Source organism: Marinomonas sp. NPDC078689 (assembly GCF_044542435.1).
GTDB lineage: Bacteria > Pseudomonadota > Gammaproteobacteria > Pseudomonadales > Marinomonadaceae > Marinomonas > Marinomonas arenicola.
Genome location: NZ_JBITUJ010000002.1, coordinates 348,201 through 368,108, shown reverse-complemented (window position 1 = coordinate 368,108; position 19,908 = coordinate 348,201). Strand labels below are relative to the sequence as shown.

The window sequence follows — 19,908 nt, the reverse complement described above, 5'->3', positions numbered from 1 at the left end:
TTTTATACCAAATGGTAAAAAATAAATTTTAGGTTTGCCGGAGAGTGAATATGATTTCTGTTTCTGAAGCTATGTCTTATGAGTTTGTCACTGGACCAGACTTGTATTCGCTTTGCCAGCAAGCGGCTCAGCTACGTGATGCACACTGGGGCAAACAGCTTACCTATTCTAAAAAAGTTTTTATCCCACTAACGAATATGTGTCGTGATGCGTGCGGTTATTGCACCTTTGTGCAAGACCCTGATTCACCTCATGCGAACTACATGACCCCATCTCAAGTGCTTAAAACGGCGTTTGAAGGGGAGCAACTAGATTGTAAGGAGGCCTTATTTAGCTTGGGAGAGCGACCGGAAGAGCGCCATCAAAAAGCCCGCGAGCTGCTGACGGCGTTAGGGTACGACAGCACATTAGCTTACCTGCATGACCAATGTGAAAATGTCTTGTCGAACACCTCGTTGTTGCCTCATGTGAACGCTGGTGCTTTGTCATACGACGAATTAAAGCACCTCAAGCCTGTGGCGGCGAGCATGGGGATGATGCTGGAAAATGTCTCCAACGATTTGCTTAAAAAAGGCCAAGCCCATTACTCGTGTCCGGATAAAACGCCGAAACGTCGGCTCGACACCATAGAGCAGGCGGGAAAACTGGACATCGCTTTTACCACAGGAATCTTGATTGGCATTGGGGAAACCTGGCAAGACCGGGTGAATAGCTTGATCGCCATTCGTGACCGTCACCTTTCTTATGGCCATATTCAAGAAGTCATTATCCAGAACTTTCGTGCCAAAGAAGGCACCACAATGGCGGGTTGCCAAGAACCCGACTTAGACGACATGAAACGCACCATCGCGATGGCGCGTCTTATTCTACCGGCTGAAATCAGCATTCAGGCACCGCCTAACTTAGAGAGGGAATATGGCTGTTATGTCGGTGCGGGTATTAATGATTTTGGTGGCATTTCCCCTTTAACAAAAGACTTCATTAACCCAGAGCGCGCCTGGCCTCAGATCAGCAGTGTGGCGCAAGCGTGTGAAGGTTTGGGGTATTCCCTTGCTGAGCGATTGACTATTTACGAGCGTTTTTATCAGCAAAAAGAAGGCTATCTCACCACTCATTTGGCGCACAAAATCGCTCTGCTAACAGGGCAGGCTGCGCACTCTACCTATGTTCAGTCAGGAGGTGTTCCAGCATGAACCCAATACAGTCAACTTATCAAGACCGCCGCGCGCCCGCTTTTTTTAGCCAAGCGGTTAGTGCGCCAGTACAACAGATTTTAGCCCAGTGTTTACAAGGTGATGAGCTATCGGTTGCCGACGCTTGTGTGTTGTTTGCGACGCAAGGTGAAGAAGCGCAAGCGGTGTTAGATACCGCCGATCAAGTTCGACAAAAAAGAGTCGGTAACACCGGAAGCTATGTTATTACACGCAATATTAACTTTACTAACGTGTGCTATATGGGCTGCCGATTTTGCAATTTTGCCAAAGAAAAAGGCGATCAAGACGCGGAATTTTTAACGGTTGAACAAGTGGCAGACAGGGCGGAAGAAGCGTGGGCTCGTGGTGCGACTGAGGTCTGTATTCAAGGCGGCTTGCACCCAGATATTGATGCGAATTATTACCGTGATCTTATTGTTGCTGTGAAAAAACGCGTGCCAGATATTCATATTCATGCCTTTTCACCTTTTGAAATTTGGTATGGCTGTAAGAAAGCTCGACTGGAGCCTGAGGTGTTTTTAAGCGAACTGAAAGCGCTGGGGCTGGGCACCATGCCAGGCACAGCCGCGGAGATTTTAGACACTGAAATTCGTAAACAATTGACCAAAAATAAGCTGACCACAGAAGAGTGGGTGCGCATTGTTAAAGCCGCTCATTCAGTGGGGGTGAGAACCACCTCAACGATCATGTATGGCCATGTGGATCAGCCGATCCATTGGGCTAACCATCTTGAATTGTTGCGTGATATTCAAAAGGAAACCGGTGGTTTTACGGAGTTTGTGCCATTGGGTTTTATCCATTATGAAACTCGCTTATATAACGATAACCCAGATGTCGTCCGCCCAGGTCCGACGCGGGATGAGCATTTTAAAATGCACGCTATTGCACGCTTAATGCTGCAAGGTCACATCGATAATATTCAAGCCTCATGGGTCAAAATGGGGCCGGATGTGGCGGCGAAAATGCTGCGTTCTGGGGCGAATGATTTGGGTGGCACCTTGATGAACGAGAGTATTTCTCGGGCGGCAGGGGCGACGCATGGGCAAGAAGTCATGCCTGAAGACATGGTGGCGAATATTCACTCGGCCGGTTTAGAGGCAGTACAACGCAATACCCTATATGAACCATTAGAAACCTTTGCATTAGACACCTCAGTGATTCGACGCATCCCCATTCAAGGAGTCGCTTAATGTCCGATTTGACCATTACTTTATTGGCTGGTGGTGTGGGGGGAGCAAAAGCGGCAGAGGGATTGGCAGCCAGTGTCTATGCCAGTACGACTCACATCATTGGCAATGTTGCAGACGATGACGCGTTTCATGGTTTATGGGTATCGCCAGACATAGATACATTACTGTATTCCTTAGGAGATCAGATCGACCGGGAGCGAGGCTGGGGCAGGAAAAACGAGTCCTATCAAGTATTAAACGAACTGAGTGCCCTTGGCCAAGAAACCTGGATGACCCTTGGGGATTTGGATTTGGCCACTCATATTTACCGCACCGAATTACGCAAACAAGGGGTTCGAGCAAGTCACATTACTCAGCGTTTGGCGAAACGTCACGGTGTCACCATGCCGATTTTGTTGCCAACGGATGACGTGGTGCAAACTCAAGTAAAAACCGAATCGGGTTGGTTGTCGTTTCAAGAATATTTTGTACGTGAGCAATGCAAGCCTAAGGTGTTGGGGGTGGAATATAAGGGAGCAAACATCGCCAGAGCCACTTCGGAAGCCTTGTTTCAGATTGCTAAGAGCGATGTGATCGTGATCGCACCGAGTAACCCCATCGTTAGTATTGGTGCCATTTTGGCCACTCCAGGGCTTCAAGAAGCGATTGAAAAAAGCACCGCGTATGTGATTGCCATTTCCCCCTTGATCGCAGGTAAAACCGTTAAAGGGCCTGCGGATAAAATGCTGGAAAGCATGGGGAAAAGCACCGATTCAAAAGGCATTTATCAATGCTATGGCTCGTTATTGAATGCCATGGTGATCGATGATGCGGACCGCGATGAGTTGCCTTGGTTGCAGGATCAAGGTTTGGATGTCTTGGTGACGCCAACGCTGATGAAAACCCGCGACGATAAATGCGCGTTATTGACCAACACTGTGGCTTTTGCGGAACAACAACGTAAGCAGAGGGCAGCCTAATGAGCAAACTGTGTGTGGTTATTCCAATGAAACGCCCAGCCCATGCGAAACAGCGGTTATCGGGCTGCTTGTCTCATCGCGAGCGTGAGCAATTGGCGATCAGTATGTTCACGAATACCTTGATGTTTTTTCGTCGTCACTTTCCAGCGCTCAATATGATGGTGATTAGTGAGTCCGATGAGATGTTGTCGTTAGCCGCATCATATGGGGCAAACACCCTGCGTGAAGACGGCAAAAAAGGTCTGAATGGTGCGTTATCGCAAGCCTGCCAATGGGTGAAAAACGCCGGATTCAGCCATCAAATTATTATACCGAGCGACATCGCCTTATTGGATCAGGGGGAGTTTAGTGCCTTGTTGCAAGCAGCAAGGTGCCATCAAGTGGTTATCGCTAAGGCCAAAGACGGTGGCACCAATGCGTTGGCGACATCTCCGCCTGATGCCATTGCGTTTCGCTATGGCACAGAATCCGCCGCAAAACATGACGCTGAAGCTGGGTTACAGGGCCTCGCTTGTTGCCAGCTTTTATTACCGAACTTATCACAAGACATTGATCAAAGTGATGACCTCGAAAGGGCCATTGCTCAGCAGCCTCAGCGCTTTTCTGCGTGGCGTCGGGGAGCAGATACACCCTTTATAAAGGAGCGACGCTATGCCTGAGTCCATGACCATGTTTCGCCTTGAAGGCTTGCCTGATTTTCAGCAAGGGGATGACCTTGCGCAAGTCATTATCGACACCTTTCAGGCGCAACAAAAAGCCTTGGTGGCGGGGGATATTTTAGTGATCGCGCACAAAGTGGTCTCCAAAAGCGAAGGCGCTTGTGCCTATTTGGATCAGATCACACCAAGCGCAGACGCCATCGAGTTAGCCAAAACCGTCAATAAAGACCCTCGTAAAGTTGAGGTGATTTTATCTCAGTCAAAACGCATAGTGCGGGCGGTTAAACGTCCAGACCAGCAAGAAGGTGTGCTCATTGCAGAGCATAAAAATGGTTACATTTGCGCCAATGCGGCGGTGGATGAATCCAATGCGGACCACCCAGGACAATTGATTTTATTGCCTGAGAATCCCGATCGCAGCGCGCAATTATTGTGTCAGCGATTAGAAGCACATTTCCAATGCGATCTGGGCATTGTGATCAGCGACACCTTTGGACGACCTTGGCGTCTAGGTCAAACCAACGTGGCTATTGGTCTCGCTAATGTGCCTGGGGTGATGAAGATGGAAGGGGAAATGGACGCCTTTGGGCGCCCGCTTAGTGTGACAGCGCCGGCGTTTGCGGATGAGCTGGCCGCGGCCTCTGGTTTATTGATGGAAAAAAGTGCGAAAGCGCCGGTGATTGTGTTTCGTGGTCTTGATTGGCCAAAAACAGACAGTCAGAGCCGCGATCTTATCCGTGCACAAAATGAAGATCTTTTTAAATAAGTGAACGCTAAATGACTAGAACACCCATAAGAAACGCTGCATAAAAAGGGGAATAGAATGAGTAGAGAAAGCGAAAAAGTCGCCATTATCGGTGGCACCGGCCCACAAGGGAAAGGTCTCGCCTTGCGCCTTGCAATGGCAGGAACGAGCGTCGTATTAGGCTCTCGTGACGCACAAAAAGCGCACGCTTTGGCCGAAGAGCTGGTTGCTCAATTGGCTGAGCTTGGGGGGAATGCAGCCAGCATTACTGGCCTGTCTATGGAAGCGGCGACTCAAGCAGCAAGCAGCATGGTGATTTTGTCTGTGCCTTACAGTGCACACGATGCCACCTTGAATACACTCAAACCACGGCTAACAGGGAAAATTCTGGTGGACATAGTGGTGCCTTTGGCCCCTGGCAACCCGAAAGCCGTAGAAATGCCAGCCGCCGGTTCTGTCACTGAACATGCGCAAGCTCTATTGGGGGATTCGGTTCCTGTGGTGGGCGCCTTACACAATGTGTCGGCGATCACTCTGAACGATTTATCGCGTCCTATTAATTGCGATATTTTGGTTTGCGGTAATGACTTGGCGTCGAAAAAACAGGTTATGGCGCTGATCGATACCATGGGGACGAAAGCCTATAACGCCGGTTTGGCGGAAAGTGCTCGCTGCATCGAAGCAATTACGCCTATTTTGATTCGTTTGAATATCTCAAAAGAGGTGCCGTTTAGTCATGCCGGTATACGGATTTGCCCTCCACAACACTGAATGTATTGACTGACGTTAGACCCCGTTATTGAACGGTTTTAAACCATAAAAATATTAAAAGACATCACAAGCATAAGAGGAACTCAGCATGGAATTCGGTATTACGTTTAAAGGGTTTGTCAGCCCAGATCGAGCTCGAAATTTAGTCCGTCAAGCGGAAGCGGCCGGCTTTGATTACTGTTGGTTTTATGATTCACATATTTTGTGGCGTGAATCCTTTGTGGCGATGGCGATGTGCATGGAGCACACCAAAACCATGCGTTTTGGGCCTTGCGTTACCAACCCAAATATTCGAGATTGGTCATTGTCTGCAAGTCTGTACGCAAGTTTGGCGCACCAAAGTAACGGTCGTTTCGACATTGGTCTCGGCCGTGGTGATTCGTCGATGCGGGTGATGGGGAAAAAACCGGCAACATTGGCGCGCCTTGCAGAATTCACCACCAAGGTAAAAGCCATGGTACGTGGAGAAGAGGTGGAATACGGCGAATGCCCAGAGCCAGTCAAGTTACCTTGGGCAACTGGCTATGAACTACCGGTTTGGATTGGCGCATATGGGCCTAAAGCGCTGGCGACAGCGGGCGAGGTGGGTGACGGTTTGATCCTGCAAATTGGTGATCCTGATTTGGTAAAATGGTTCAAAGATCAAGCGATTAGTGCCGGAGAAAAAGCAGGCCGTGATATGTCGAATTTCAAAGTACAGGCGGCTGCGCCAGCCTACTTTGGCGACATAGATTATTGCATTGAACACACGAAATGGTTTCCTGCGATGGTGGGTAACCATGTGGCTGATATTGTCGAAAAATACGGTAATGATTCTGGATTAGTACCGAAGAGTTTAACGGATTACATTGAAAAACGTCGTGGTTACGATTATTCAAAACACGGCCAGAGTGATAATCCTTTCTTGGATTTCATTACCGAAGACATTGTGAAAAGTTTTTGTGTACTGGGCACAGTGGATGATCATATCGCACGGGTCAAAGCGCTAGAAGAAGCCGGCACCACGCAGTTTAATATCTATTTAGACAGTGGTGATGAAGAAGAGATCATCGCCCAGTATGGTCGTCATATTATTCCTCAGTTTAAAGCCATGTAATGGCATTGAGTGGATACTAAGCAATACCATGGCCGACGTTTACGTCGGCTTTTTTGTGGATATAAATATTATCCCCCATTCTTTACAGAGTCCTGATAATCCGTGCTCACAGCGTATTACTATACACGCTCGTTATAGTAATCATTTAGTTACAAAACATAACCAATTGGTTGGTTACTGATGAAGCTGATTCCTAAGACGAGTATAATCTCGCCAAATTAGTCATATGTAATTTAGTGACATTTCAGGAGTAAATACATGGCAACACCTTCCCAGCACGATCTACGAAATGACTTTCGTGCCTTATTAGCAAGCAATAAATGTTACTACACAGCGTCTACTTTCGATCCTATGTCGGCACGCATTGCCGCGGATCTTGGTTTTGAAGTTGGTATTCTTGGCGGCTCTGTTGCGTCACTTCAAGTATTGGCCGCGCCCGATTTTGCCTTGATCACTTTGAGTGAATTCACTGAACAAGCAACTCGTATTGGTCGTGTTGCCCGTTTGCCTATTATTGCTGATGCAGATCATGGCTACGGGAATGCTTTGAATGTCATTCGTACCATCACCGAACTAGAGCGAGCGGGTGTTGCTGCGTTAACGATTGAAGACACACTTTTGCCTGCCAAATACGGTCATAAATCAACGGATTTAATTCCGCTAGAAGAGGCGGTAGGCAAATTGAAAGCCGCATTGGATGCGCGTATTGATCCTGCGATGAGCATCATTGCTCGTACGAATGCCGGCCAACTCACCATCGAAGAAACCATCACGCGTGTGACGGCGTATCAAGCGGTTGGGGTTGATGGTATTTGTATGGTCGGTATTCGTGACTTTGACCATCTTGAGCAAATCACTCAACATTTGACCATTCCTGTTATGTTGGTGTCTTACGACAACCCAGAGCTACGCGATCGTGAACGTCTTGCTGCCAATGGTGTGCGCATTATTGTTAATGGTCATGCCGCGTATTTTGCCGCGATCAAGGCGACGTACGACTGCTTGCGTGAGCAAAGAGGCATTGCCGAAGGCACGCTAAACGCTTCAGAATTGTCGACACGTTACTCAACGCTAGAAGAAAACCGTGTGTGGGCAAACAAATACATGGACGTGCAGGAATAATCTTGCCCAGACAAGGGCATGTTTTTAGAGACTGAATAGCGAGCAACGGCATCTTGTAGCAGACGAAGTGCAGGGTTCGCTAGAGTTAGAAAAGCCAAGATTCGCGAGAGTGGATCTTGGCTTTTTATGGCTTATTGAAAAGAGGGCGCTTTGAATTAGCCTATTTTATCGAGTTCTTCATAGACTTTGCGCAGCCAGACTTTCATTCGCTGACGCTCTGCGATATTCATAATACTTCGGTCATTGGCCACTGACCAAAAGCTGCTGCTATTGAAGTCTATTTTCTGCGTTAATTTGGTTTGAAGTTTAGCGAGTTCCAGAATTAAGGCATCGCGTTCGATGGCTTGCTTGTAGGTGTCTGATTTTTGAAAGCGAGAGAAGTCACTGCCACGACCAAAGTTTTGCACCACGACAAAATCAACCGAAGGTTGTTGATAGCGGGTTAATAATTGCTCAAGCAGGGCGACTGAATCCGCGCCATCGTCCATTACGTGCCACAAACACACCTGATAACCCATTTCATCCAACAGCCCAAAGACGTCTGTTTCTTCGATCCAAACGCCAAGCGGTTGAGCGGCTTGGGCGGCCAAATCAATAATGAGGTCACGATCTGGGTATTCTTCAATGGCCGCTAACATGCCATCTAGGCTGTCTTCTTCACCAATGATAATAGGGGAGGAGAAATCTTGATAAAACCGCGAGAAGGTCGCGTGGGAAGAGTCGCAATCAAAGCCGAGAAACGGCCGTTCATTATCAATGTAATACTGGGCTAACACGCGCGCGGTCATGGATTTGCCAACGCCGCCTTTTTCACCACCAACAAAATGTACTTTAGACATTCAACTCTCCTTGCAATGCATCATGTAAACGAAATACTAGCCGTTCAGTCCCTTGGGGAAATCCCCTGTTTCCTTTGCAGATACTTTATCAATATTTTATGGTGAAAAATGATTTTTTTGATAATAAAAAAGCCAGCCTGGTCACAGGCTGGCTTATGCAGTGAGATTGTTGCCTTAAGAGCGTTGGATTAGATCAACTCTAGATCAAGCATAGCTTGGCGAATGCTGGCTTTGCTGCTGTCTTGCAGTGGCACAATGGGTAAGCGACATTCTTCAGAACACAGACCAAGCAATGACATGGCGTATTTAGCGCCCGCTGGGTTAGGTTCAATAAACAGAGCGCTGTGCAAGTTAAACAGTTTGTCTTGCAGTTGAGCCGCTTCGCTGAATCTGTTTTCGCGACATAAACGTTGTAATTCAACAACTTGCTTCGGTGCTACGTTGGAAGAAACGGAAATACAACCGTTACCACCGCCCACGTTATACGCCACGGTCGTCACATCATCACCGCTTAAAAAGCAAAAAGGCTTATTGACTAAAGCACGTTCACGGATGGGGCGTGTTAGGTCACCGGTCGCATCTTTGACACCAATAATGCGTGGTAATTCTGCTAAACGAACTAAGGTGCTGACTTCAAGACCAACAACAGAGCGCGGAGGAATGTTATAAAGCACGATAGGCAGTTTGCTGTTGTCATGGACGTATTTGAAATGTTCGTACAAACCCGTTTGATTCGGGCGGTTATAGTAACCTGCCACATGTAAGGTGGCATCGGCGCCTGCTTGGTAGGCAAACTCAGAATAGTTGACGGCTTCGACTGGGTTGTTCGATCCAGCACCCGCTAATACTGGGACGGCTTTATTGGTTTCTTCTACGGTAATTTCGATGACGCGCTTATGTTCGTGTTCGCTTAGAGTAGGGGACTCGCCAGTCGTACCAACAGGAACCAGTCCGTCGATGCCTTGGTCTATTTGCCAGCGGACAATGTTACGCAGAGCGTCTTCATCTAATTGACCATCACGAAAAGGAGTAATTAAAGCGGTTATTGCACCGTGGAACATACTGTTGCCTCATTAATAGTAGGTAAGCATGTCGCTGAAGAGAAAGTGAACCCGTCAGCGAGAAATGCTGCCGGGGAATTTTTTATCTTACATCCACACGTCAGCGTTGCAGGGCTTCTTAGCCTTACGTTTATCGCCGTTGTGTTTTGATAAGATGACATTAAGCATAGTGTTTATTAGTAAATCTATTTTGTAAGTTGATGGTTATCATGCTGCCGTTTTTGTCTTAGAAGGTCAAGACTCCGTGCTTAATTATCTAGGATTTAGAGGTGAATACGGGCAAAATAATCCGCCTGTGTATTTTCGTTTTCTGTCACAACCCTAAAAGTTAATAATAAGAGTGTTTAAATGGATTTAGCAACTTGGCTATCGTTAGCCGCAATTTGTACTATGGGGGCGATTTCGCCTGGCCCAAGTTTGGCCGTGATACTAAGAGTGACATTATCTCAAGCGCCTTTGCATGGTGTGGTCGCGGCAATCACTCATGGCCTCGGCGTTGGTTTTTGGGCCTTGCTGACGATGCAAGGTTTGGCGGTGCTGGTAACGGCACACCCCACTGTGTTTCATATTTTGTCTGTGATTGGCGGCTTGTATTTGGCCTGGTTAGGGATTAAATCCATTCGCTACGCTGGCAAAAGTGGCGACATAGACGCCACTGGGGTGAAGTCTTCCTATTGGGAATCGGCGCGAGATGGTTTTTTCATGGCGCTCATGAACCCCAAAGCCGGGTTGTTTTTTCTGGCGCTGTTTAGTCAATACATTCAGGCTGATATGGACGCCTTGGTGCAGTTTCAATTATGGGCAACCGTGGTGCTCATCGATGGTGGCTGGTATGTCTTAGTGGCGTTGCTGCTTGCTGGTGGGCCAGTGCTTCCATGGTTGCGCCGTCATCAGGTATGGGTCGATAGAGTCATGGGGTGCTTGCTGATTTTATTGGCGTTGAAAGTCATTATTGGATGATAGCGAATCGCTGCATCAAGCGGTGGGCGCCAATCGCTAATAGTTGCCATAAGAAAGGGGCGCTCAGTGAACAACACTGGGCGCCCCTTTTTTGATGGTCTCTTTATCTTTGGAAATTTATCCTTGGAAAATAAATGCCTGCTCTTTGTTTAGGTGTTTTGTCCAGATGTCATACGCTTTGCTATTGATGTGCAATTTGTCCCCTTCAAAGCAGTTCTCTTTAATCTCTCCTTCTTGATCCAGCAAGGTAGAGAATAGGTCGAGGTAGCGAGTATTGGGTCGTGTGATCGCCAAGCGCTCCAGCTGTGAGTTGGCTTTTTCTATGGTGTCACGCATCGCGCGGCGTGCAGGACTGCACTTGATGCTTAGCAAGGTCACGGGGATGCCGGGCAGGTAACGGTCGATTTTTTGCAGTAAATCGATGTAGAGCTCAGTTACCTTGTTGCTATCACAATGATTTCCTATGTCATTGTCTCCTGCGTAAATCACCATAGAGCGTGGATTATGAGGCAAGATGATGCGCTCAAAATAGTACACACAGGCTTCTAAGGTGGCGCCGCTAAAGCCTAGATTAATGGTGTCCTTAGGGTGGAAATGTTCATCAAAATCGTGCCAGAGACGAATGGTCGATGAGCCATAAAAGGCGACAGGGCGATCTTTGTAATCCTGATGCGCAGTACGGAATTCTAGTTCTCGTACATCAGACTCAAACTCCACATCCAACTGGTTTAGACTCATTACATTGGAGCGATAACCAGAGCGTCCACTGAGAATCGGGTATTGGCGGATCTCTCTTGATAGCTCGACCGCTTCATTCACGTAACCACGGTATTCTTCTTGGTATTCTGCTAAAAAGGCGTCCAGCGCTTTAGGGTCTTGGGTGTCAACTCGGTCGGACAATTTAAACGCCGGTTTGATGATCACGGTGTAAATGTTGTGATCCGCACGACGGTCAAAGTTGGCAACCACGAGAGGCACTATCCAAGGTTCGTCTGTTCCCATCGATTTCGCCAGCTCAAAAGCGTGCGGTAAAAAGGTACCAGGTGATTGGTGCGTGCCATAACTCTTGCCTTCTGGAGAGATCATTAGCGGGTAGTTTTTACGTAAGGTGTCTTGAGACTGCTCAATAAACTGCTGGTATTCAGGAGTGTCCTTACTCAGCGTTTCCCAGCTATCGACAAAGACATTATCAAAGCGCTCATAATAATCGTCACGCCAGAATTCATTCTCCCCACTGCGACGCACAATCCGTTGCCCTGAAATGCCATATTCTTTATCTATGATCATGGCGCTAATAAATTGGGCGTCGATAGAGAAGCGGAAACCGTTGGGTAAGCGGTTGGTTGGCGAGCCTAATAAATGATTATAAATAAACAGGCTGCCTGCTTTTTTAGGCAGGTTTTCTAAGCCCTTAATCACATAAGGCACTTGCTGAAAAGCTTGCTTGAATTGCTCTGTTCCAAATCGTCTGACATCCAGTGCTGGGGTGTCTTTTGGCAAGCTATTGATGTTGTCGTAGGCTTTTTGCAAATGACGATAAAAGGCATTCTCACGTTGTAGGTCTTTGAGAATGTCTAAGCACATGCCAGCAATGGTTCTTTCTAGGACGCTGCCAAAATGCAGACATTTGTACAAGACGCCAAACGCAGAGGCGGTGGTGATGGCGCTTTTTAGCAACTCACTGACTTTATAAAGAGGCGAGCTCACCGGTAGAACCGCGGCGTTTTGTTCGATGACATTGCTTACGGCAAGGGCTTCATCGTTGGCAATTTGAGACAAATAACGCATGCGGGCGGCCAGTAAATGAGTGCCGACCAACCAGATTAAACGGTGTAGGTATTTCACCGACAGTTTTGGCATGGTGTCAAAAAGAGACAATAGCTTGTCTTTCGGGATAAACAGAATACTGCTATCACGAGAGGAAATAATAGAGGTGCGGTTTTTTAGTTCATCACCTGGGGTACACCAAGCCAGTAGCGTGCCTGCGCGTGCAATAGAACGCGTGGTAATGATGTCGCCATTGTCTGTTTGGTAGCTAATGACCGCTTTACCCTTGATTAGAAAATACAAACCGTCAGTGTATTGGTCCTGTTGGCAAATAATATCGCCTTGGTGAGCCAACAAAATCGACGCCTGTTTGGCCAGAGCGTGAATTTCTGCTTGGGTAAAGGTTTCACAAAAAGGGGCGTAATTTAGCAGCGCTGTCGACTCTTTCAGCGATTGCGTCTGTTGGTCTGGGTTAACAAAAGGCCGTGTTTCTTCAAACGCCAACGATTCATTGGAAAAGAAAGGGCGTGTTTGGTTATGTATGCTGGTGAGGACTGGTAGTGATTGTTCGTAGATAAAGCGTAAGAAAATATTCGCGAAGTCGAGGTCGCTGTCTAATATTTTTTGCAATGCCACAATAGGCAGTGCCAGCACGGCAGAGGATTTGGTCGCCTGGAAGGTGGTGGCATAGCGCGAAGGATGGCGAAAAGCAGACCAACCAATGGGCGTGTATTTGGTGCTCAGCAAACCGACATTATAGGATTTACCCTGTTCTTTTAGAGGGATGGAAATGGCGATTTCCCCATCCAATAAAAAATACAAAGAGTGACCAATTTCAAACTGCTTGGCCAATAATTCGCCTGAGTTAAGGGTTTTTATGCTGGCAATATCAAGCAATGAGGCGTGCAGTTCTTTGCTGGTGTCGGCCATAAAAGGCATGGCTTGTATTTGTTCGGTGATGTCCATCGTTATTACCTCGGTTCTTTTTGCGCTTATTCAGGGCGTTTGATCGTCAGTGTTTGACCAATGAGTGCGTAATCGTTTCCACCAAGACGGCTTAACGGATTGAGTTGGGCGTTGTTAATAATGTTGCGCCCGTTTTCTTGTTTCAGAATGTCGTCATCGACATGTAAGCTTAAAATTTCCAAATAACAGGCGTTAAATGATGATGTGCCTATCGGGTGCATTTCATAGAGACGACAGTGCATGGCGACTTTTGCCCCTGTAATACGAGGCAAGTGTGGTGTGAAGTCGACCAGTGTCAATCCGCCATCGTCTAACTCTGATTCGCCGTAGGCTAAGGTCGCGGCACTACGATTAACGGCTTCAATTTGCTCGCCACTTGGAATATGCAAAACGCATTCCTGCTCTCGAATTAGGTTGTGCTTAGTGTCTTTTTGAAGATCGGCTGTTTTGTTACCGATAGAAACAACAAGAAGCGCAGGATCGGGAGAAATGGCAGAAAAGAAAGAAAAAGGAGCAAGATTATAAGACTGATTTTCATTGCGTGTCATGATCCAAGCTATGGGTCTTGGGGTCACGGTTTGGGTGATCAAGTGATAGCGGTCAGTGCCACTGAGTTGATCAAATTGAAACAGCATAAACCTTCCTAATCAAATCAAAAATCGATACTGGTTAAATTACTACAAGTGTTGAGGCGTTGTGAATGCTTGATTGGAAACTTGTGCGAATTACTTGCCATTGGCGTGATCTCAAAGCGCAATGGTAAGGAAAACAGACGATTTAAGATTGAAATATGAATTTTGTTATTTTTAATGTTTTGTTTGAGCGTATTTTGAGCGATTGAAAGCGCTTAATTTTCATACACTTATTTGTCTAATATCTTGTTTTGGTAAGGATATTATGAAATGAGACTTTGCATTAAAAGCCTTGAGTACGGCTGAGACTATGCTAAACCTAATACATATACCCAGTTTCTTTCTGCCGGAAAATTTAGGTAACGCCCGTGAGTTTAACGGCAATAACCTTGCTACAACTTACCCTGAGAGGATGCTGTAATGAGTATTTTTGACCATATCCAATCTCGCTATGACGCTCAAAAAGAAGAAGAAATGTCTCTTTCTGAGTACCTCACTTTATGCAAACAGGATTCGTCCGCTTTTGCTTCTTCGGCTGAGCGCCTTTTAATGGCCATTGGTGAACCTGAGGTGATTGATACATCCCGCGATACGCGGATGAGTCGAATCTTTTCCAATAAATTGATCAAGCGATACCCATCATTCGAGCATTTCTATGGCATGGAAGAAGCCATTGAACGAATTGTGGCTTTCTTAACTCATGCCGCTCAAGGCCTGGAAGAATCGAAACAGGTTTTGTATCTCTTAGGGCCTGTGGGGGGCGGTAAATCTTCTCTCGCGGAAAAATTAAAAGAACTCATGCAGACAGTGCCGTTTTACGCCATCAAAGGCTCCCCGGTGTTTGAATCGCCGTTGGCCTTGTTTGACGTCAATGAAGACGGTGACATTCTTCAAGAAGAATACGGCATTCCAAAACGCTACCTAAAAAACGCCATGTCTCCTTGGGCGACGAAGCGGCTAAAAGAATTCAACGGCAATATTGAAGAATTCAAAGTGGTGAAAATTTACCCTTCTGCGCTCAATCAAATCGCTATCTCGAAAACCGAGCCTGGGGATGAAAACAACCAAGATATTTCGGCCTTGGTCGGTAAGGTCGACATTCGTAAGTTGGAATATTTCGAACAAAATGACGCTGATGCTTACAGCTATTCAGGCGGATTGTGTCGCGGTAACCGCGGCATTATGGAATTCGTGGAAATGTTTAAAGCGCCAATTAAAGTCCTTCACCCTTTGTTAACCGCGACGCAAGAGGGTAACTATAACGGCACCGAAGGTTTGGGGGGGATCCCTTTTGATGGTTTGATTCTCGCTCACTCGAATGAGTCTGAGTGGCAAACCTTTAAAAACAACAAAACCAATGAGGCGTTTATTGATCGGGTGTATACGGTTAAGGTGCCTTACTGTACTCGAGTAACGGAAGAGATGCACATCTACCAGAAATTGCTGGAACACAGCTCGCTGCATCATTCTCCTTGTGCGCCAGATACGCTCAAAATGCTGGCACAGTTCTCTGTGTTGTCCCGCCTAAAAGAGCCTGAGAATTCCAGTCTTTTTTCAAAAATGCGCATTTACGATGGGGAGTCTTTGAAAGACGTCGACCCTAAAGCGAAATCCTTGCAAGAGTACAAAGACGCCGCAGGGGTGAATGAAGGCATGGATGGGTTATCGACGCGGTTTGCGTTCAAGATTCTCTCACGAGTGTTTAACTTTGACCCGACGGAAGTGGCGGCTAACCCTGTGCACTTAATGTATGTGCTAGAGCAACAAATTGAGCAAGAGCAATTCGATCAGGATCGTCACGATCGCTATCTACGAGCTTTGAAAGAATACCTTGCCCCTCGTTATGTGGAGTTTATTGGTAAAGAGATTCAGACCGCTTATTTGGAATCTTACTCAGAATACGGTCAAAACATCTTCGATCGTTATGTGATTTATGCGGACTTTTGGATTCAAGATCAAGAATACCGAGACCCTGAAACCGGCGATATTTTGGATCGTTCGTCTATCAATGACGAACTGGAAAAAATCGAAAAACCCGCGGGCATCAGTAACCCTAAAGACTTCCGAAATGAAGTGGTGAACTTTGTGCTTCGAGCCAAAGCCAACAACAATGGCAAAAACCCAAGCTGGTTAAGTTATGAAAAACTCAGAGTCGTGATTGAACGTAAAATGTTTTCTAACACGGAAGACCTATTACCGGTTATTTCATTCAGTGCGAAATCGTCTAGTGAAGACAAAAACAAACACAATGAGTTTGTTAAGCGCATGGTAGAGCGCGGCTACACCGAAAAACAAGTTCGCTTATTGTCTGAGTGGTACTTACGCGTCCGTAAATCTCAATAGAGAATCATATTGATGTCGTACCAACGAAGAGGCGGGTGGTGTTTATGCGAAAGACTAAGATGTACTGTCTGATCAGTAAAGGAGGTGGGTATGTCATACATTATTGACCGCCGCCTAAACGGAAAGCATAAGAGCAGTGTGAATCGGCAACGATTTTTACGCCGTTACCGTGAGCATATTCGTAAAGCCGTTGAGGAGGCGGTGAACGAGCGCAGCATTAAGGATTTGGACCGTGGTGAGAAAATTACGATTCCACAAAAAGACATACATGAGCCAACTTTTGGTCATGGTGTTGGTGGAAAGGGCTCCATTGTTCATCCTGGTAATAAAGAGTTTTCAACCGGTGACCGCATACCTAAACCACGTGGCGGTGGCGCGGGTGGTGCCGGTAATGGCGATGCGAGTAATACGGGGGAAGGGGAAGACGACTTCGTTTTCCAAATATCCCAAGAAGAGTTTCTCGATTACGTCTTTGAAGATTTGGCGTTGCCTAATTTATTGAAGAAAGAGCTTAAGGAAATCAAAGAGTATTCTTTGAAGCACGCCGGCATTGTCAGTGATGGCACACCGTCTAAATTAAACATAGTGCGGTCTATGCGTAATGCTTATGCACGGCGCATTGTGATGAGTGGTGGGGCAAGGCGTCAGCTTAAAGAAGTTGAGGGCGAGATTGAGCGCCTGATGGCATTGGATGTGTCGTTACGCGATCAGGTAAGAATGGCCGAGCTAGAAGAACAGGTCGCCTTGCTGGAGCAGAAAATCGCGCGTACGCCATTTTTGGATACTTATGATCTGCGATACAACCATCATATAAAAGAGCCCAAACCCAGCAGCCAAGCGGTGATGTTTTGTGTGATGGATGTGTCTGGTTCAATGACCCAAGAAACAAAGAATATTGCCAAGCGATTCTTTATTCTCTTGTATCTTTTCTTGCGTCGGAACTACGAAAAAATAGACGTGGTGTTTATCCGTCATCACACCAGCGCGAAAGAAGTGACCGAAGAGGAGTTCTTTTATTCTCGTGAAACCGGCGGCACCATTGTCTCCAGTGCCCTGACCTTGATGGACAAAATTATTGCTGATCGTTACCCATCGGATGCGTGGAACATCTATGCTGCTCAAGCGTCAGATGGCGATAATTGGGATGACGATTCGACTACCTGTCGTAAGATTTTAGAAGACAGCATTGTCGATAAAGTACAGTATTTTACCTATATAGAAATTACCCCACGCGAGCATCAAAGTTTGTGGTACTCCTATGAACAGGTGCAAAACGCGCATCCTAAGTACTTTTCAATGCGGCATATAACCGATGTTGGCGATATTTACCCTGTTTTCCGGGACTTGTTCCAAAGGAGGCAAAATGAGTCAAGCGGCCAGTAAAGCGAAGCGTCACTTTTTATCCGAAGGGCCAGAATGGTCTTTTGAATTGGTGCAAAAATACGAGCAAGAGATAGGTAAAATAGCCAAGGAGTTTGGTTTAGACACCTATCCAAATCAAATTGAAATCATCAGCTCTGAACAAATGATGGATGCCTATGCGTCCGTTGGTATGCCGTTAGGGTATCACCACTGGTCCTATGGCAAGCAGTTTTTAGAAGTCGAGCAAAACTATAAGCGTGGCCGCATGGGGCTGGCTTATGAAATCGTGATCAATTCATCGCCTTGTATTGCCTATCTGATGGAAGAGAACAATATGATGATGCAAGCCTTGGTCATCTCCCATGCGTGTTATGGGCACAACTCTTTTTTCAAAGGTAATTACCTGTTTAAAACCTGGACCGATGCCACGGCGATCATTGATTATCTCGTTTTTGCTAAAAAATACGTTCAAGAGTGTGAAGAGAAATATGGCATAGAAGAAGTGGAGCTCACGCTGGATTCTTGCCATGCCTTGATGAACTTTGGGGTGGATCGTTATAAGCGTCCGGTGCCGCTTTCAGCAGAAGAAGAACGTTCTCGACAGGAGGAGCGTGAGCGTGTTTTGCAACAACAGGTAAACGATTTGTGGCGCACGATTCCTACGTTGGATAAGGAGGAGGCGGCGATTCGAAAAGAACGGATTTTTCCCTCTGAGCCGCAAGAAAATCTGCTCTACTTTTTAGAAAAACACGCGCCTTTACTGCGTCCTTGGCAACGAGAGTTGATTCGCATTGTGCGTAAAATGGCTCAGTATTTTTACCCTCAGCGCCAGACCCAAGTGATGAACGAAGGCTGGGCGTCGTTTTGGCATTACACCCTGATGAATACTTTGTACGACAAAGGGCTGGTGGACGATGGCTTTATCTTAGAGTTTCTGCAATCACACACCAGTGTGGTGTATCAGCCGGGCTTTGATTCGCCTTACTATTCGGGCATTAACCCTTACGCTCTGGGGTTTGCTATGTATTCTGATATTAAGCGAATGTGTGAAAAGCCCACAGAAGAAGACCGTCGCTGGTTCCCTGATATCGTGGACAAAAACTGGCTTGAGGTGCTGGATTTTGCCATGCGCAATTTTAAAGACGAAAGTTTTATTCTGCAGTATTTGTCACCTAAGTTGATGCGTGAATTTCGCTTCTTTGGCATGGAAAACGACGTGTTGGACCCCTTTGTTGAGGTTAAAGAAATTCACAATGACGAAGGCTATCAAAAGTTACGAGAGCGTTTGTCTCAGCAATATAACCTGAGTTACCGCGAACCGAATATTCAGGTACAAAGAGTCAATATTAACGAAGACAGAAGCTTGGTGTTGCGTCATGTGATGGATGGCGACCGTCCGTTGAATGAAGACACGGTCGAAGTCATGAAGCATTTCCGTCGACTCTGGGGCTTTGAGGTGCGTTTAGAGTCTTGGGGTAAAGAGGGATTAGTGCAAACCTACACCTGCGGCCAAGAAGATTGAACGCAGGTGCCTTATTAATACACTTCTATGATGCTATTAAAGGCAATCACTACTCGGTCTTTGTCGCCAAAATAGGGCAGAGCCGAGTGTTTCAAATACGAAGGGAAAAACACAATTTGACCTTCGACAGGTGTAAAGTCCCATACCCCTTGAGCGCCTAAGTAGGCGGTGCCTGGATCCGCATAATGTTCGGCGTTGACGCGAGGGTCATAAAAACGATTTAAGCCACCATTGCCTGCGCTCGACGCATCGCCAGGTTCTAGATAATAAATGCCACACCAAGAGCAGTTTGGGTGCGAGTGCACATCATGGTAACCGCCTTTTTGCGTGACGTGATACCAAGACTCAATAATGTGTGCGTCTGCGTTGGCGTCTTCAGGCCAGAATGAATGGTTTAAGCTGGCAGCCACTTCTAACGTTAATTCTTCTAAAATACGTTTGGTTTCCATCACAGTCGGGTCTTCTTGATCTAGAAAATCCAACGTACTTTCGTGCATGGCGTGTTTTGCTGTTGGGGCGATTAGGCTATCAATCGCCGTTTTTTGTGCGGCTTTTTGTTGATAGATCAAATCCAGCAGTGCCTCTTTTAAAAACTCATGGTCTGGTAGCTGGCTCACAAACAAAGGCGTGTTCCAGACATTGAGTTCTTCTAAGATAATGGATTCATCGTTCATTCTATTCTGCCTAGTAACTTAAGAGT

17 protein-coding genes are annotated in these 19,908 nt (G+C 46.6%); 12 read left to right on the top strand and 5 right to left on the bottom strand.

All coding sequences use genetic code 11. From position 1 onward, the window contains the following. The first annotated feature begins 50 nt into the window (after nt 1-50). The 8 genes from cofG to ACIGBN_RS04780 all read left to right on the top strand — a co-directional run bounded on the left by cofG (nt 51) and on the right by ACIGBN_RS04780 (nt 7,756). On the top strand, nt 51-1,193 hold the full coding sequence (gene cofG / locus ACIGBN_RS04815; RefSeq protein ID WP_396663913.1) for a 7,8-didemethyl-8-hydroxy-5-deazariboflavin synthase CofG: 1,143 nt from the start codon (nt 51-53) through the stop codon (nt 1,191-1,193). Continuing rightward, on the top strand, nt 1,190-2,404 hold the full coding sequence (gene cofH, locus ACIGBN_RS04810; RefSeq protein ID WP_396663911.1) for a 5-amino-6-(D-ribitylamino)uracil--L-tyrosine 4-hydroxyphenyl transferase CofH: 1,215 nt from the start codon (nt 1,190-1,192) through the stop codon (nt 2,402-2,404). Before cofG ends, cofH begins: the two co-directional genes overlap by 4 nt. Beyond that, a complete protein-coding gene (gene cofD, locus ACIGBN_RS04805; RefSeq protein ID WP_396663909.1) occupies nt 2,404-3,363 on the top strand; it encodes a 2-phospho-L-lactate transferase in 960 nt (319 codons plus the stop codon). Before cofH ends, cofD begins: the two co-directional genes overlap by 1 nt. Then, nucleotides 3,363-4,022 (top strand): 2-phospho-L-lactate guanylyltransferase, encoded by a 660-nt coding sequence (gene cofC / locus ACIGBN_RS04800; protein WP_396663907.1) that lies wholly within the window; start codon nt 3,363-3,365, stop codon nt 4,020-4,022. Before cofD ends, cofC begins: the two co-directional genes overlap by 1 nt. Next, nucleotides 4,015-4,788: a coenzyme F420-0:L-glutamate ligase gene (cofE, locus tag ACIGBN_RS04795; RefSeq protein WP_133003021.1), complete on the top strand. Its 774-nt coding sequence runs from the start codon at nt 4,015-4,017 to the stop codon at nt 4,786-4,788. Before cofC ends, cofE begins: the two co-directional genes overlap by 8 nt. Nucleotides 4,789-4,845: 57 nt before the next feature. Then, complete coding sequence (gene npdG / locus ACIGBN_RS04790; protein ID WP_396663905.1) at nt 4,846-5,538, top strand: NADPH-dependent F420 reductase; 693 nt, start codon at nt 4,846-4,848, stop codon at nt 5,536-5,538. An 88-nt stretch (nt 5,539-5,626) separates the two neighbouring features. Further along, entirely contained in the window at nt 5,627-6,634 is a 1,008-nt protein-coding gene (locus tag ACIGBN_RS04785; RefSeq protein ID WP_133003023.1) for a TIGR03842 family LLM class F420-dependent oxidoreductase, read from the top strand. A 258-nt stretch (nt 6,635-6,892) separates the two neighbouring features. Further along, nucleotides 6,893-7,756 (top strand): oxaloacetate decarboxylase, encoded by an 864-nt coding sequence (locus ACIGBN_RS04780; RefSeq protein ID WP_133003024.1) that lies wholly within the window; start codon nt 6,893-6,895, stop codon nt 7,754-7,756. A 155-nt stretch (nt 7,757-7,911) separates the two neighbouring features. Here the strand turns inward: ACIGBN_RS04780 and ACIGBN_RS04775 are convergent, their stop codons facing one another. Then, a complete protein-coding gene (locus ACIGBN_RS04775; RefSeq protein WP_133003025.1) occupies nt 7,912-8,595 on the bottom strand; it encodes a mobilization protein in 684 nt (227 codons plus the stop codon). A gap of 188 nt (nt 8,596-8,783) precedes the next feature. Continuing rightward, nucleotides 8,784-9,656, bottom strand: coding sequence for a 4-hydroxy-tetrahydrodipicolinate synthase (dapA, locus tag ACIGBN_RS04770; RefSeq protein WP_133003026.1), 873 nt, complete (start codon nt 9,654-9,656; stop codon nt 8,784-8,786). Nucleotides 9,657-10,004: 348 nt separating this feature from the next. Between dapA and ACIGBN_RS04765 the strand changes: the two genes are divergently transcribed. Then, nucleotides 10,005-10,616, top strand: coding sequence for a LysE family translocator (locus tag ACIGBN_RS04765; protein WP_396663902.1), 612 nt, complete (start codon nt 10,005-10,007; stop codon nt 10,614-10,616). A 117-nt stretch (nt 10,617-10,733) separates the two neighbouring features. Here the strand turns inward: ACIGBN_RS04765 and ACIGBN_RS04760 are convergent, their stop codons facing one another. Together ACIGBN_RS04760 and ACIGBN_RS04755 are read right to left on the bottom strand one after the other, a co-directional pair. Next, complete coding sequence (locus ACIGBN_RS04760) at nt 10,734-13,349, bottom strand: cyclic nucleotide-binding domain-containing protein (RefSeq protein WP_396663900.1); 2,616 nt, start codon at nt 13,347-13,349, stop codon at nt 10,734-10,736. 26 nt (nt 13,350-13,375) lie between these two features. Next, a complete protein-coding gene (locus ACIGBN_RS04755) occupies nt 13,376-13,984 on the bottom strand; it encodes a flavin reductase family protein (RefSeq protein ID WP_396663898.1) in 609 nt (202 codons plus the stop codon). Nucleotides 13,985-14,401: 417 nt separating this feature from the next. Here ACIGBN_RS04755 and ACIGBN_RS04750 point away from each other — a divergent pair, with 417 nt between their 5' ends. From ACIGBN_RS04750 to ACIGBN_RS04740, 3 genes are all read left to right on the top strand, one after another. After that, a complete protein-coding gene (locus ACIGBN_RS04750) occupies nt 14,402-16,324 on the top strand; it encodes a PrkA family serine protein kinase (RefSeq protein WP_133003030.1) in 1,923 nt (640 codons plus the stop codon). A 90-nt stretch (nt 16,325-16,414) separates the two neighbouring features. Then, nucleotides 16,415-17,707: a YeaH/YhbH family protein gene (locus ACIGBN_RS04745; protein WP_133003031.1), complete on the top strand. Its 1,293-nt coding sequence runs from the start codon at nt 16,415-16,417 to the stop codon at nt 17,705-17,707. Beyond that, the gene (locus tag ACIGBN_RS04740) at nt 17,688-19,208 is read left to right on the top strand and encodes a SpoVR family protein (protein WP_133003032.1); all 1,521 of its coding nucleotides are present in this window, start codon (nt 17,688-17,690) and stop codon (nt 19,206-19,208) included. Before ACIGBN_RS04745 ends, ACIGBN_RS04740 begins: the two co-directional genes overlap by 20 nt. A 14-nt stretch (nt 19,209-19,222) precedes the next feature. Here the strand turns inward: ACIGBN_RS04740 and ACIGBN_RS04735 are convergent, their stop codons facing one another. Continuing rightward, nucleotides 19,223-19,882: a putative 2OG-Fe(II) oxygenase gene (locus ACIGBN_RS04735; protein WP_133003033.1), complete on the bottom strand. Its 660-nt coding sequence runs from the start codon at nt 19,880-19,882 to the stop codon at nt 19,223-19,225. Nucleotides 19,883-19,908 lie beyond the last annotated feature (26 nt).